The sequence below is a fragment of the Paracoccus tegillarcae genome (assembly GCF_002847305.1).
Taxonomy (GTDB): Bacteria; Pseudomonadota; Alphaproteobacteria; order Rhodobacterales; family Rhodobacteraceae; genus Paracoccus; species Paracoccus tegillarcae.
In genome coordinates this window covers 342432-355792 of the sequence record NZ_CP025408.1, presented here as the reverse complement: position 1 = coordinate 355792, position 13361 = coordinate 342432, and the positions used below count along the sequence as shown (strand labels likewise).

At 61.8% G+C, this 13361-nt stretch carries 14 protein-coding genes and 1 tRNA gene; 8 read left to right on the top strand and 7 right to left on the bottom strand.

Annotated elements, in window-relative coordinates:
• Together doeA and doeB are read left to right on the top strand one after the other, a co-directional pair.
• Positions 1-1197 (top strand): ectoine hydrolase DoeA, encoded by a 1197-nt coding sequence (gene doeA, locus CUV01_RS01765; protein ID WP_101458968.1) that lies wholly within the window; start codon positions 1-3, stop codon positions 1195-1197.
• Positions 1194-2183 carry a N(2)-acetyl-L-2,4-diaminobutanoate deacetylase DoeB gene (gene doeB, locus CUV01_RS01760; RefSeq protein ID WP_101458967.1) on the top strand — a complete coding sequence of 330 codons (990 nt, stop codon included), beginning with the start codon at positions 1194-1196 and terminating at the stop codon, positions 2181-2183. Before doeA ends, doeB begins: the two co-directional genes overlap by 4 nt.
• A gap of 8 nt (positions 2184-2191) precedes the next feature.
• On the opposite strand, the gene ychF is transcribed toward doeB, so the two are convergent.
• Positions 2192-3289, bottom strand: a complete 1098-nt coding sequence (ychF, locus tag CUV01_RS01755; protein ID WP_101458966.1) for a redox-regulated ATPase YchF — start codon at positions 3287-3289, stop codon at positions 2192-2194.
• Between the two features lie 82 nt (positions 3290-3371).
• On the opposite strand from ychF, the gene CUV01_RS01750 reads away from it, so the two are divergent.
• Positions 3372-3794 (top strand): VOC family protein, encoded by a 423-nt coding sequence (locus tag CUV01_RS01750; protein ID WP_101458965.1) that lies wholly within the window; start codon positions 3372-3374, stop codon positions 3792-3794.
• 65 nt (positions 3795-3859) lie between these two features.
• Here the strand turns inward: CUV01_RS01750 and CUV01_RS01745 are convergent, their stop codons facing one another.
• Entirely contained in the window at positions 3860-4801 is a 942-nt protein-coding gene (locus CUV01_RS01745) for a ring-cleaving dioxygenase (protein WP_101458964.1), read from the bottom strand.
• A gap of 70 nt (positions 4802-4871) precedes the next feature.
• Here CUV01_RS01745 and CUV01_RS01740 point away from each other — a divergent pair, with 70 nt between their 5' ends.
• The 5 genes from CUV01_RS01740 (at position 4872) to CUV01_RS01720 (ending at position 9294) form a co-directional block, all read left to right on the top strand.
• Positions 4872-5840: a LysR family transcriptional regulator gene (locus CUV01_RS01740; RefSeq protein WP_338418333.1), complete on the top strand. Its 969-nt coding sequence runs from the start codon at positions 4872-4874 to the stop codon at positions 5838-5840.
• Positions 5841-5933: 93 nt separating this feature from the next.
• Complete coding sequence (locus CUV01_RS01735) at positions 5934-6674, top strand: calcium-binding protein (RefSeq protein WP_101461790.1); 741 nt, start codon at positions 5934-5936, stop codon at positions 6672-6674.
• 77 nt (positions 6675-6751) lie between these two features.
• Positions 6752-7351, top strand: coding sequence for a histidine phosphatase family protein (locus CUV01_RS01730; RefSeq protein WP_101458963.1), 600 nt, complete (start codon positions 6752-6754; stop codon positions 7349-7351).
• Between the two features lie 13 nt (positions 7352-7364).
• Positions 7365-7440, top strand: a tRNA-Val gene (locus CUV01_RS01725).
• A gap of 39 nt (positions 7441-7479) precedes the next feature.
• A complete protein-coding gene (locus CUV01_RS01720) occupies positions 7480-9294 on the top strand; it encodes a GSCFA domain-containing protein (protein ID WP_101458962.1) in 1815 nt (604 codons plus the stop codon).
• Position 9295: 1 nt separating this feature from the next.
• Here CUV01_RS01720 and CUV01_RS01715 read toward each other — a convergent pair whose 3' ends face one another.
• The 5 genes from CUV01_RS01715 to CUV01_RS01695 are packed head-to-tail and all read right to left on the bottom strand — an operon-like array spanning position 9296 to position 13315.
• Positions 9296-10291, bottom strand: coding sequence for a hypothetical protein (locus tag CUV01_RS01715; RefSeq protein WP_101458961.1), 996 nt, complete (start codon positions 10289-10291; stop codon positions 9296-9298).
• Positions 10292-10300: 9 nt separating this feature from the next.
• Positions 10301-10543, bottom strand: coding sequence for an acyl carrier protein (locus CUV01_RS01710; RefSeq protein ID WP_101458960.1), 243 nt, complete (start codon positions 10541-10543; stop codon positions 10301-10303).
• The gene (locus tag CUV01_RS01705) at positions 10540-11982 is read right to left on the bottom strand and encodes a class I adenylate-forming enzyme family protein (RefSeq protein ID WP_101458959.1); all 1443 of its coding nucleotides are present in this window, start codon (positions 11980-11982) and stop codon (positions 10540-10542) included. Before CUV01_RS01705 ends, CUV01_RS01710 begins: the two co-directional genes overlap by 4 nt.
• Positions 11979-12893 carry a sulfotransferase family protein gene (locus CUV01_RS01700; protein WP_101458958.1) on the bottom strand — a complete coding sequence of 305 codons (915 nt, stop codon included), beginning with the start codon at positions 12891-12893 and terminating at the stop codon, positions 11979-11981. Before CUV01_RS01700 ends, CUV01_RS01705 begins: the two co-directional genes overlap by 4 nt.
• Positions 12890-13315 carry a type III PLP-dependent enzyme domain-containing protein gene (locus CUV01_RS01695; RefSeq protein ID WP_157994753.1) on the bottom strand — a complete coding sequence of 142 codons (426 nt, stop codon included), beginning with the start codon at positions 13313-13315 and terminating at the stop codon, positions 12890-12892. The genes CUV01_RS01700 and CUV01_RS01695 overlap by 4 nt, the downstream gene beginning before the upstream one ends.
• Positions 13316-13361: the final 46 nt, after the last annotated feature.

Genomic DNA, 13361 nt, shown 5'->3' with positions numbered 1-13361 from the left:
ATGCCCGAACTGCAGCGCACCCCCGAACGGTTCTCGACCGCCGAATATGAACGCCGCCTGCGCCAGACGCGCGAAAGCATGGCCAAGCTGGGCCTCGATCTGCTGATCGTCAGCGATCCGTCCAACATGGCCTGGCTGACCGGCTATGACGGCTGGTCCTTCTATGTGCATCAATGCGTGATTGTGGGGCCGACCGGCTCGCCCATCTGGTTCGGGCGCGGGCAGGACGGCAATGGCGCGCTGCGCACCGTCTGGATGACCGACGATCACATCATCGGTTACCCCGATTACTATGTGCAATCGGTCGAGCGCCACCCGATGGATTACCTGTGGGCCACGTTGGCCGACAAGGGCTGGCATCGCGGCTTTATCGGCGTCGAGATGGACAATTACTGGTATTCCGCCAAGGCGCATGAGCGCCTGCTGGCCGGTCTGCCCGAGGCGCAATTGCTGGACGCGACCGGGCTGGTCAACTGGCAGCGCGCGGTCAAGTCGGACGAGGAACTGGCCTATATGCGCCGCGCCGCGCATTTCGTCGAACGCATGCATCGCCGCATCGCCGACAAGGTCGAGGTCGGCATGCGCAAATGCGATCTGGTGGCCGATATCTATGATGCCGGTCTGCGATATGACGAGGGCGTAGGCTATGGCGGCGATTACCCCGCCATCGTGCCGCTGCTGCCCTCAGGGCCAGACGCCGCCGCGCCGCATCTGACATGGGACGACCAGCCCATGAAGAACAACGAGGGCACCTTCTTCGAAATTGCCGGCTGCTATCAGCGCTATCACTGCCCGCTATCGCGCACGATCTTTCTGGGCAAGCCGCCCAAGGAGATGATCGAGGCCGAAAAGGCCGTGCTGGAAGGGATGGAGGCCGGGCTGGACGCTGCCCGCGCCGGCAATGCCTGCGAAGACATCGCGGCGGCCTTTTTCACCGTTCTGGACCGTTACGGCATCGTCAAGGACAACCGCACCGGCTATCCCATCGGCCTCAGCTATCCGCCCGATTGGGGCGAACGCACCATGTCGCTGCGCCGGGGGGATCAGACAGAGCTGAAGCCGGGCATGACCTTCCACTTCATGACCGGCCTCTGGATGGAGGATTGGGGCTATGAAACCACGGAATCCATCATCATCACCGATGGCGCGCCCGAATTGTTCTGCGACATGCCGCGCAAGATGCTGGTGAAGGCATGACCCAAAACCCGATTTCCCCGACCATTCCGCTGGACGGTCCCGGCAAGACCCATGGCTTTCTGCGTCTGCCCTATAGCCGCAATGATAGCGCCTGGGGCAGTGTGATGATCCCGATGACGGTGATTGCGAACGGGCAGGGGCCGACGGCGCTGTTGACCGGGGGCAACCATGGCGACGAATACGAAGGCCCGATTGCGCTGCAACATCTGGCCTATGAGATCGACCCTGCCGAGATCAGCGGCCGGATCATCATTCTGCCCTATATGAACTACCCGGCGGTCCGCGCCGGGACGCGGGTCAGCCCGATCGATCAGGTCAATATGAACCGGGCCTTCCCGGGCAAGCCCGACGGTACCGTCAGCCAGAAGATCGCCAATTATATCAACGACGTGCTGGTGCCGCTTGCCGATGTCGTTCTGGATTACCATTCAGGCGGCAAGACATTGGATTTCCTGCCTTATGCGGCTGCGCATTATCTGGACGATGCGGACCAGCAGGCCGCCTGCGTCGCCGCCGTCCGTGCCTTTGGCGCACCCTACAGCATGATGATGCGCGAGATCGACGCCGTGGGCATGTTCGACACGGCGGTGGAGTCGCAGGGCAAGGTCTTTGTCACGACAGAGCTTGGCGGAGGTGGCACCGCCACGGCCCGATCCGCCGAAATCGCCATTCGCGGTGCGCAAAACGTTCTGCGGCATGTCGGCATCCTGCCCGGCGGCATCGAGCTGGAGGGCGGCAGCCGCATGCTGGACATGCCGGATGACGTTTGCTTTCACTTCGCCACGCGTGACGGGCTGCTGCACCCGCTCGCGGATCTGGGCGATCAGGTGCGCAAGGATCAGGCCATTGCGAAAATCTGGCCGCTCGACCGTACCGGCGCGGCCCCGGTCGAGGTCACGGCCCATCGCGACGGTATTCTTGCCGCCCGGCATTTTCCGGGGCTGGTGCAAGCTGGCGACTGCCTTGCGGTCATCGCCACGATCTAGGCGGTGGCTCAGCCGCTGAAGAGGAAGTGCAGGACGTCGCCGTCCTTGACCTCGTAGGCCTTGCCCTCGACGCGCAGCTTGCCGGCCTCGCGCGCGCCGGCCTCGCCATTGCCGGCGATATAATCGGCAAAGGCGATGGTTTCCGAACGGATGAAGCCTTTCTCGAAATCGCCGTGGATGACACCTGCCGCCTGCGGGGCCAGCGTGCCCTTGGTGATGGTCCAGGCGCGCGCCTCTTTCGGGCCGACGGTGAAATAGGTCTGCAGGCCCAGCAGGTCGTAACCCGCGCGGATCAGCCGGTCCAAACCGGCCTCTTCCAGCCCCATTTCCGACAGGAACATCTCGGCCTCTTCGGCATCAAGCTGGCTGATTTCTTCTTCGATCTTGGCCGAAATCACCACCGAACCCATGCCCTGCGCTGCGGCCATCTCGGCCACGCGGGCCGATTGGCTGTTGCCGGTGGCGGCGTTGTCTTCCTCGACATTGCAGACGAACAGGACCGGCTTGGCGGTCAGCAGTTGCAGCATGTCCCAGGCCTTGCGATCCTCGTCTGCGACCTCGACGGTGCGGGCAGGCTGTCCACCCTCCAGCACGGCCAGCGCCTGTTTCAACAGCCGGTCCTGTGCCACGGCCTCCTTGTCGGCGCCCTTCAACTTGCGTTGAAGATTGGCCAGCCTGCGTTCGATCGATTCCATATCGGCGATCATCAATTCGGTCTCGATCACCTCGGCATCGGCGATCGGATCGACGCGGCCGTCGACATGGGTCACGTCGCCATCCTCAAAGCAGCGCAGCACATGGGCGATGGCGTCGGTTTCGCGGATATTGGCCAGAAACTGGTTGCCCAGCCCCTCGCCCTTGCTGGCGCCTTTGACCAGACCGGCGATATCGACGAATGTGATCCGCGTCGGGATGATCTGCTTGGACCCTGCAATCGCGGCCAGCTTGTCCAGCCGGGGATCTGGCACGGCGACCTCGCCCACATTGGGTTCGATCGTGCAGAAGGGAAAATTCGCGGCCTGCGCGGCGGCGGTGCGCGTCAGCGCGTTGAACAGCGTGGATTTGCCGACATTCGGCATCCCGACGATCCCCATGCGAAAGCCCATGATTGCAACCTTTCCTGAATTCGGCGGTTACCTATAGCCGGGGCAGGCACAAGTCCAGCCTGACGCGCGGAAAGGAACCACCATGCAATTCACCCCCTACCTGTCATTCCAGGGTCAATGCTATGAGGCATTCACCACTTACGCCGAGATTTTCGGCGGCGCCACGCAACTGATGCGGTTTTCCGACATGCCCGCAGGCACCGAAATGCCCGAAATGCCGCCCGAGCAAACCGGCTGGATCATGCACGGGCAGGTCGATCTGCCCGATGGAGGCGTGTTGATGGGCGCTGATATGCCGCCGCAATTCGGTGGCCAGAAGATGGCCGGCGCGTCCGTCGCGATTTCGCTGAAGGACGAGGCCGAGGTAAAGCGCATCTTTGACGCGCTGTCGCCTGATGCCCAGATCAGCATGGCCGTGGGTCCGACGTTCTTTTCATCCGCTTTCGGGATGCTGACCGACCGGTTTGGCACAAGCTGGATGATCATGGGCGCCCCGGCGCAATAGACCAGCCGCTCAACGCAAAGAAAAAGGGCGCCCGGTAAGGCGCCCTATTCCTGTTCAATCCACGTTTAGTCCAGCGGTTTCAGATTGGCCTCGATCTGCGCCCGCCGGGCTTCGAGGAAGGGCGGCAGCGACAGCGACTCGCCCATCGTCTCGAAGGGTTCGTCCACGGCAAAGCCCGGTCCGTCCGTGGCGATCTCGAACAGGTTGCCGCCCGGCTCGCGGAAATAGAGCGAGCGGAAATAGTACCGCTCGACCTCGCCAGAACTGGCGACCCGGAACTGTTGCAGTCGCTTTGCCCATTCGTGGATCGCCGGCACATCCGGGGTGCGGAACGCGACGTGATGCACCGCGCCGGCACCCTGTCGTGCGGTCGGCAGATCGGGTTGCAGAGCAACGTGCAACTCGGCTGCCGGGCCGCCTTCGCCCATCTCGAAGACATGCACCTGCCCCTCGCCATCGGGGCTGGCATAGTCACGCACCCGGCGCATGTTCATCACCTGCGTCAGCACGGCCTCGGTCGGGGCGAGGTCGGGCACCGAGATTGTGATCGGGCCGAGCCCACGGATCTGATGCTCGGCCGGAACCGGGCTGCGATCCCAGGGATGCGGGTCGTCTGCGGTTGCGGCGGTCAGCCGGAAACGCTGCCCCTCGGGGTCCTCGAAATCAAGGCTGCCGCGCCCGTCCAGCGTCGTGACATCGCCTTGCGTCAGCTTGCCATCACGCAGACGCCCGGCCCAGTAATCCAGGCTGCCTTCATCGACGCGCAGCCCGGTGCGGCTGATCGAATGCGTGCCGCGACGTTCCCGGGCGGCGGGCCAGTCAAAGAAGGTCAGGTCAGTGCCGGGGCTGCCTGCGCCATCGGCGAAGAACAGGTGGTAGGCGGAGGTGTCGTCCTGATTGACGGTCTTTTTCACCCGGCGCAGCCCAAGCGTATCGGTGTAGAAACGGTTGTTGCCCTTTGCGTCGGCGGTGATTGCTGTCAGATGGTGAATTCCAGTGAGGTCCATGATTGGTCTCCTTTCGTTGAGGTCAATGTGGCTTGCGTCAGGTCAGAACGCTATCCCGCAAATACCGAAGGTGGCGTTCGGTTATTGCGAACGCCGCGCGCGGCGCTATGGTGCGGCCATGCGATATGACATTCACCAGATGCAAACCTTCCTCGCCGTGATGGAGCTTGGCACCGTCACCTCTGCTGCGGCGCGGCTGAACCTGTCGAAATCGGTCGTCTCCAAACGGATCGCTGATTTCGAAACAGCCATCGGCGCGGCACTGTTCCGCCGTCACGCAGGCCGCATCGCACCGACCGAGGCCGCCTTGCGACTGGCTGAACGCCTGGGACCGGCGCTGGCCGATCTGATCGCCGCGACCGAAAGTGCGGCCTGGAGCATGGACGGCGCAGCGCCCCTGCGTGGCAGCCTGTCCATCGCCGCCCCGATGAGCTTTGGGACCATGTATCTGTCGGCCATTCTGGCACGCTTTGCCAGCGCCCATCCCGAACTGGAGTTGCAGGTCGATTACGACGACCGCACCCGTGATCTGGCACGCGAGGGGGTTGATCTGGCCGTCCGTGTCGGTGCGGGCCGTGACGGGGCGCTGATCGGCCGGAAGCTGTGCGAGGATCGGTTGATCGCCTGTGCCAGTCCCGATTACCTAAGCCTGCACAAGGCGCCTGACAGCCCGGCTGACCTGAGCGACCATCTGGTCATCGGCTACAGCCATATCCCCGATGCCCAGATGTGGCAGTTCAGGCAGGGCGGGCGGTTGGTCTCGGCCTCGGTGCGCCGCCGCATCACCATCAACAACGGCGAGGCGATGCGCGATATGGCCGTCGCCGGTCTGGGCCTGGCGATCCTTCCGGGCTTCATTGTCAGCGAGGTGCTGAAATCCGGGCGGTTGATTCAGGTCCTGCCCGATGCCGAAACGCGCGCGCTGCCGATCATGGCGGTCTGGCCGCCCGTCAGCCCGATGCCGGCCAAGCTGCGGGCGCTGGTCGACCATCTGGCGGTGGAACTGGCCGATGGCCGCCCCTGGCAGCAACCGCGCTGACCCAGTTTCAGCAAACTGTGCGGCGGCGCGAGTTTTTTCGGCGACTGATGGAATAGGCGCGCGCTGTCCCCGTTGACCTTGCAAGCGGGCCAAGTGGTCCGCCAGATAAACCGTACGGACGCGGCAGACCTTCTGCGCGGCACGCGGTGGGCTGATATCATATCAGGTCGGGACGGCGAGGACGTCATCTTCGGCGGCGCTGGAAATGACACGATCAACGGCGACGATGAGAATGACTACCTGCAGGGCGGCAATGGCCGGGACATCATCCAGGGTGGCAAGGGCGAGGACCGGATGTATGGCAGCGACGGCAACGACGTCCTGCGCGATGTGAGCGGAGACGATTTCATGTCGGGCGGGGCGGGCCACGACATGCTGCAACCGGGCGAGGGCAATGACACGGTCGAGGGCGGGACGGGTAATGACACGCTCTGGGCCGCTTCGGGCAATGACCGGGCCAATTTGGGCGCGGGCAATGACTTTGCCAATGGTGGCGAAGGCGACGACTTTCTGTTTGCGGGCGGTGGCGCTGATCGTCTGGTTGGCGGCGAGGGGAATGACACCCTGCATGGCGGCTACGGATACGACACGTTGACCGGCAATGAAGGGGCAGATCGTTTTGTCTTTGACGCCGGGCGCGACGTCATTACCGATTTCGAGCCGGGCGATGATGATATCGACCTGCGCAGCTGGAACGGCCTGAACACCTGGTCGGATGTCTCGGCCCGTCTGAACCAGGTCGGCAATGACGTGCACTTCACCTATGGGTCGCACCGGCTGGTGATCGAGGATACCCGGCGCGGCCAGCTGGATGCGGACGATTTCATCTGGTGATTGACGCTCGCATTGTCGGGCGGCTATCAGCGCGCGGGGCGGCAATTGACCGCCCCGCGTTTGCTTTGCGAGGACAGATGCCCGACTATCCAGACCTTTACCTGATGCGTCATGGCCAGACGGTCTGGAACGCCGAAGGGCGGATGCAGGGTCGCATGAACTCTAACCTGACCGATCTGGGCACGGCCCAGGCGCACGCCCAGTCACGGCTGGTCAGCGGGATCGAGGCTGCGCGCTACGCCAGCCCGCAGGGCCGCGCGCGCCAGACCGCCCAAATCGTCTTTGACGGTCAACCCTATCAAGAGGATGAGCGCCTGTGCGAGATTGATATCGGCGGCTTCAGCGGGCAGCGTTACGAAGATATCAAGGCGCAAAATGCGCAGCTTTTCGCGGGGTCCCAATTCGGCTGGTATGACGGGGCGCCGCAGGGCGAGGGCTTTGACTCTTTGCGCGCGCGCTGCCGCAGCTTTCTTGACGATCTGACCGGCCCCGCGCTGATCGTGACCCACGGGATCACGCTGCGGATGATGCGGGTCGTGGCGTTAGGATTGCCGATGGAGCGTTTTGCCGAAATGGCGCAATTTCAGGGCGCGGTTCAGGTCATCCGAAACGGCCAGCACGAGATCTGGCAAGAGGATGAAAGCTTGCGTCTTGCCACCTTGGACGGCAACAGCTAAGAGGCCAGTCGTGGGGCGGTTAGCTCAGTTGGTAGAGCGTTTCGTTTACACCGAAAATGTCGGGGGTTCGAGCCCCTCACCGCCCACCATTTAGTGTGTCTTGACTAACGCCAGATATCCGATCGACGATGAAAATTCTGTCTGTTGAAGAAGCCAATTCTATTGCAGCGGGCAATAAGCTCCGGATGTATCCAAGCGTAAAGCGAGGCCGAGATCGCCTGTTTCCATTTGCGCGACCTGAGATCAAATCGAATAAAATGATCGCTGAGAACGCGAAATTCTTCGTAGCCGGAAACTGTTTTGCTCGATCGATCGAAAAGGCGCTGATGATCGGTGGGAAGAACGTCATATCAAGCCCCTACAACCCAGATATGCCTGGCGACGCTGTAAAACAATTCCAGCGCTACAATATTTTTAACCTCGATGTTGCGACAAATGAAATACTCTGGGCAACTCAGAGGCCCGAAAACGTGGACGAGGCTCTGGTCGCCGTCGGCGATGAGCTTGTCGATATGCAATTACATTTCAGCGTTGCTTATCCCGATGCCGAGATGCGCCGCATTCGCCGGATCTACAATTCATCTTATGCAAATATTTCCGAAGCAGATGTGATTTTGGGCGTGGTTGGCAGCACACGCCAATGGTACGATTCCGCGAATGGGATCTATATGAATGTGCAGCCGACAAGACGAATGACGGCGGACTATCCCGGACGCTTCGAATTGCACGAGTTTGGCGTCGAGGATGTTGAAAACAGCTTGTGCAGGTTCCATGACGCAGTGCGTCAATCAAACAAGCATGCGCTGATGCTGTTAATGGTGTCGCCGGTCTCGCAACCATCAACCTTCTCGGCGCAAGATGCACTGATATCGCAATATCAGTCAAAATGCCTGCAGCGCACGGCTGTCGCCAATTTTATAAACGAAGTCGACGACGACGTAGAATACGTTGCAGCATTGGAAGCGGCTTACCTGAGTGATTTTCAATACACGTTTCTTGAATCCAGCCCGCACCACACCAAACCGAATTTGGGCGATCGAGTCACCGCCGACCTTCTAAAGCAATGCAACGACCGTTCCGAGGGGCAGCAGGTAATAGAGGCGCACGGGTACGGCAATGCGTTGCTCATGGCCGACGAGTTTGAGGCGGCCGCAAACCTGCTAGAGCCGCTGGTCTTGCGCGATGGCCCGCTGCTGCTTGAGCGACCATCAGATATGGAACTGCATCGCATCTTTGTCACCGCGCTGTTGCGTTTGGGGCGTGACCGCGACGCATTGGATCATTTGCAATTGGTGTTTCTCGATCCCCGCTACGCGTCTTTGCTGGACGGATCATGGGACGACGACGACAGTGGCAATGATCAAATACGAACCGGTCGGCAAAGCCTGACAGCCGCTCATCAGCGCCCCGATCACTTGTTTGCTTTGGCTCGGGGGCCGTTGTTTAAGGTCGGCCGGCCGGCAGATTTCGATTTGCTGCTCAAATACGCCGAAACGCGCGGCCATGATACCGAGCGTCTGAAATTTCGCGACAGATCGGATTCGGCTGTTCGCGATGTTATGAAAGGGTTCATCGATTTGTTTCAGACGGGCGGCTTCGACGAGGTAATCGAGATGGCGACCGAGTTGGAGCAAGGGGACTATGACTTTGGTCCGAACTCACGCAGACAGCTGGATACGCTGACCTTGCAGGCGCACGTAAAGACCGGGCGCAGCGGAGAAGGGATTGAGCGTTTGCTGAACAGGTTAGCTGATGAGTCAACGGTGCCTGACAAGCGCACGGTTACCATCTTGTGCAATATTGCGCGCTCCCACGCAAATTCCACGCAGATTGACCTCTTGATCGATGTCGCCAGACGGGCCTCTATCGGGGAAGCCGCGATCGAGGGTCTTGAAACTCGCAAACAGCGGTTGGAGGGAAAGAGGCCTGCAGGCAGAAGTTGAATTATTTCACATCCAGCGAGAACGATTTGATCGGATCAGGAAGTGGCAGGCGCGAACGGACCGCCAAAATCATCTCGCGTTGAGTCGGCATGATGCCCAATCGTCGGGCGTCGGCAGCTTCGATCATAGTTGAATTCTCTATCACCACGCCGCGAAAACCCTGCATCGCGCTGTACTGTGCGGCTTCGGCCAATAATTTCGCGGACGTCGCGGTCCCGCTGGTGATCAGACTTTCGATAATGAACATTTGAGTTACCGAGCCATTTTTCAGCCAATCCATACGATACCCGCCTAAGAGGCCATCCACCTGCCCCTGATCGTTTTCAGCGATCAGGACAAGGGAGCCCGGAGCCTGGGAAAGATGATGAATGCGCATGGCATTTGTAGGGCACCAAACGAGTTGGCTCTCTGGGGCGATCGATAAAAGACGACTGACCATTTCTCGAACGCCGGCCAGTTGGATCTGGCGCACTGAAACATTGTCGAACTCTGCGGCAGCTGCATTGACCTTGCGGACGTTAACAATCGCCTGCGTGAACGGCAACGAAACAAGGTTCAGCTTTTGCTGCATGGCCATCCGCGTGATATTGCGGACGAGCGTCTTATTTCCTTCGAAAAAGGCAAGTAGCGCGTCGCGCTGATCGTGCGCGCCATCGTTTGTCAGCGGGTGCAGCCGAGACAGCTCTGCGGCGATGGCCAGACGTGACGCCGGATCAAGGTCTGGCCGGATGGTCAGATGTGTTGAAAGGCTGGCTGATCGCGCTTGGCCGTCCAATAGAAGGTCGCGCGACAGATAGGCTTTCAGCCCGACCAATCGCCCCTTTTCTCGGCAGCCAAGCAACAGATGACGTGAGCAGTCTGGCCCGCCATAGAGCCAGCGCAGATAGTCGGCTGAAAATTGCGGACAGCCGGTCGCACCATAAAGACGCGGCCAGACATCCTGCAACAAAGCAAGAATTTCGGACTCGTTCTCGAGAGTGAGCCGTTCAAAATCCATTCTTTTTCTTTAGCCCTTTTCGCGCGCCACGAATGCGACCATCCGGTTGATGGTGTCGAAGTTTTCCAGCGTCACGGCCGATTGGGCGATGGTGATGCCGGTTTCCTCTTCCAGCCAGCCGATTACCGAGGTCATGGTGAAGCTGTCGATATAGCCCTCTGAGAACAATTCCGTATCGGCGGTGAACTCGGCGGCGTCCAGTCCTGCATCTTCGGCGATGAAGGCGTGCAGGCGGGTGGCAAGGTCGGTCATAGGGTTTCTTTCTGTGTGGATGCGGACCAGTTGGCCAGCGCGGGGTAGTCGGTTTTGCCTACAGGCGTGCGGGGCAGGGCGTCCAGCACGGTGATCTCTCGGGGGCGCATATGCGCGGGCAGCGCGCGGTTGGCAGCGCGGCGGATATCGGGGGCGGTGATGTCGGGCCGCGCGGTGCAGAAAGCGACCAGTTCGACGCCGCTCATCGGATTGGGGCGGGCGATCACGGCGGTTTCAGTGACCATGGCCAGCGCCGTCAGCGCGGCTTCGACATCGCTCAGGTTGAGGCGGATGTCCATCGACTTGACCAGCCGGTCGCGGCGGCCGGCAAGATGCAGGAAACCGTCCTGATCCAGCCGCCCGATATCGCCGGTAAACACACCTATCCCCAGATCGCCGCAGGTACGGCGGCTGCGGGCGGTCGCATCGGGGTCGTCCAGATAGCGATCAAAGACACCCGCGCCCAGATGCACCACCTCACCCTCCTGATCCGCGGGCAGGGGCCGCCCGTCGGGGCCGGCGATGGCGATGGTCACGCCCTCGATGGGACGGCCTGCGCTGTCAGCCTCGCCCTGGGCCATCTCGGGCGGCAGGCAGCAACTGCGATAGGTCTCGGTCAGTCCGAAATTGCGCAGGATACGGACATCGGGCAGCCGCGTGCGCAGCGCCGCGTAAAGCGCGGGCGCAAAGGGCGAACCGGTGGAGCTCACGATGCGCAGACTGTCTGTCTGGCTATTCTCAAAGTCCGAAATGCCGTGCAACAGCCCGGCAAACAGCGAAGGCACGCCGGCCAGAACGGTAGGGACGTCGCGGCTGATCGTGCGGCTGATATCGACCAGACTGTCGCGCGAGGGCAGGATCAACGTATGGCCGCCGATGAAACAGGACAGCATCTGCCCCCAGCCATAATCATGGGCGAATGGGACCGGCACGAGGATCCGTTCGGATGGCCCATAACCCATGACCCGTGCCACGCGGTCGGCCCCGCTGGTCAGGGTCGCGGCCTTTTGCACCACACCCTTGGGCATCCCGGTCGAACCGGAGGTGAACACAACAGAGGCATCGGCGTCACCCGGCAAGACCGGCAGATCCAGCGACGCCTGACCGGCGGGCAATGCCTCAAGCGCCGCGATGTCTATCACATGCGCCGGTGCGTGGCGTGCGATGATCGCGTCGAGATGGGTTGCGGGCGATTTGGCAGACAGAAACATCGGCAGCCCGCCTTGCGCCCAGATCGCCAGGACCAGCGCCATCATGTCGGGGCTGTTGGGCAGTTGAACCAACACACGCGCACCAGAGGCCAGCGACAGGCCCTGGGCCAGCGCGCCGGCCCGCCCGATCAGGTCGGCGCGGCCAAGCGCGTGGTCGCCCTGAATGACGGCCAGCGCATCCGGGTCCTGCGACGCAAGTTCGGCAAAGCGTAAAAGCGGGTGGGTCATGAGGGCTGACCCTTGTCGCGCGTTTCCATCGCCAGCCGCTTGGCGCGTTGATACTGGGTGATGCGCTCGTCGCGGCTGCGCGGGGCGCGAATGGTCGGGCGGTCATAGTCCAGCCGCTGCATCAGTGGCGCAACAATCTCAAGCACCGCCGCCGCCGATGAGCGAGGCAGGGTCTTGCGCCACCGGGCAACAGGTGCGCGGCTGATGCCGGTGGTGGCGAAAGTCTTCCAGTCGCCCAACCCGATCTTGTCGCCGGGCTGGCCGCCCCCTGCGGGAAAGGCCGTGATGCCCATATGATCGGCGATCAGGGCCAGTTGCGTATCAGGGTCTGCGGTCAGATCCTCATAGCGATAAAGCAGCGAGGCGTCGCCCTGCCGGTCGTGGAAATCCAGCAACGCCTGCGTCTGCTCGCGCCAGGCCTCGGCATAGGCCAGCCAAAAGCTGTCATGCCGCATCAGGTAGGGCCGCATCGCAGGCACGTTGTGGCCCATCACATCGCTCAGGTCCTTCATCGAGGCAACCACGTCCAGCGGATTGCGGATCACGCAGATGAAACGGTAATGACCGGCCAGCAGCGTCTCGATCTGGGGCAGGTCAAAAATGTCGAAGGCGGATTTCTCGGCCCAGACAGGCTTGCCTGCCGCGGCTGCGCCCTCATCGAGGAAAGAGGTGGCAAAGCGCCGGACCCGGTCGATCACCTGTCCGGGCGGAAACCCGGCAAAGCTGAGCCCGGTCAGCATCCCCAGATCAGGCCCCTCGCCGCGGCTTTCCGCGATCATGCGCGCGGCGCCCGAAAAGACATAAGGTTCTGGCGGGGCATAAACCTGCGGATGGGCGTCCAGCAAACGTTGCAGCAACGAGGTGCCCGAGCGCGGAAAACCCATGATCTTGACGGATATCGGCGTGCTCATGCGCGTGCCTCGGTCAGGTCAGCCATCAGGCTGCCGGATGCGTTCAACCGGCTTTCGCTGATATCGGTCAGGCCGCCGCCCGCGTCGATCAGGTATTCGCCGGGTTCGGGGTGACTGATGAAACGGGTCGGGCTGGCGGTCAGCCCATAGGCACCCGACAGCAGCACCGCCAGCACATCGCCGCGCGACAGCGGCGGCAACATCAGCTTGCGCGCCATGGTGTCGATCGAGGTGCAAAGCGGGCCGGCGATCTGATGCTCGACCTCATCGCCGCCCCGTGCGCAACGCAAGACGGCAAAGGGGTAGTTCTTTCGAAAAACCGCACCCATCATGCCGGCTGCGGCCAGATGATTGTTGAACCCGGCATCGCAAACGGCGATCCGCGTGCCCCGGCTTTCCTTGACCGACAGCACCTCGGTCACCAGCGCGCCATTCGGGCCGGTGATCCAGCGGCCGATTTCCAGCAGC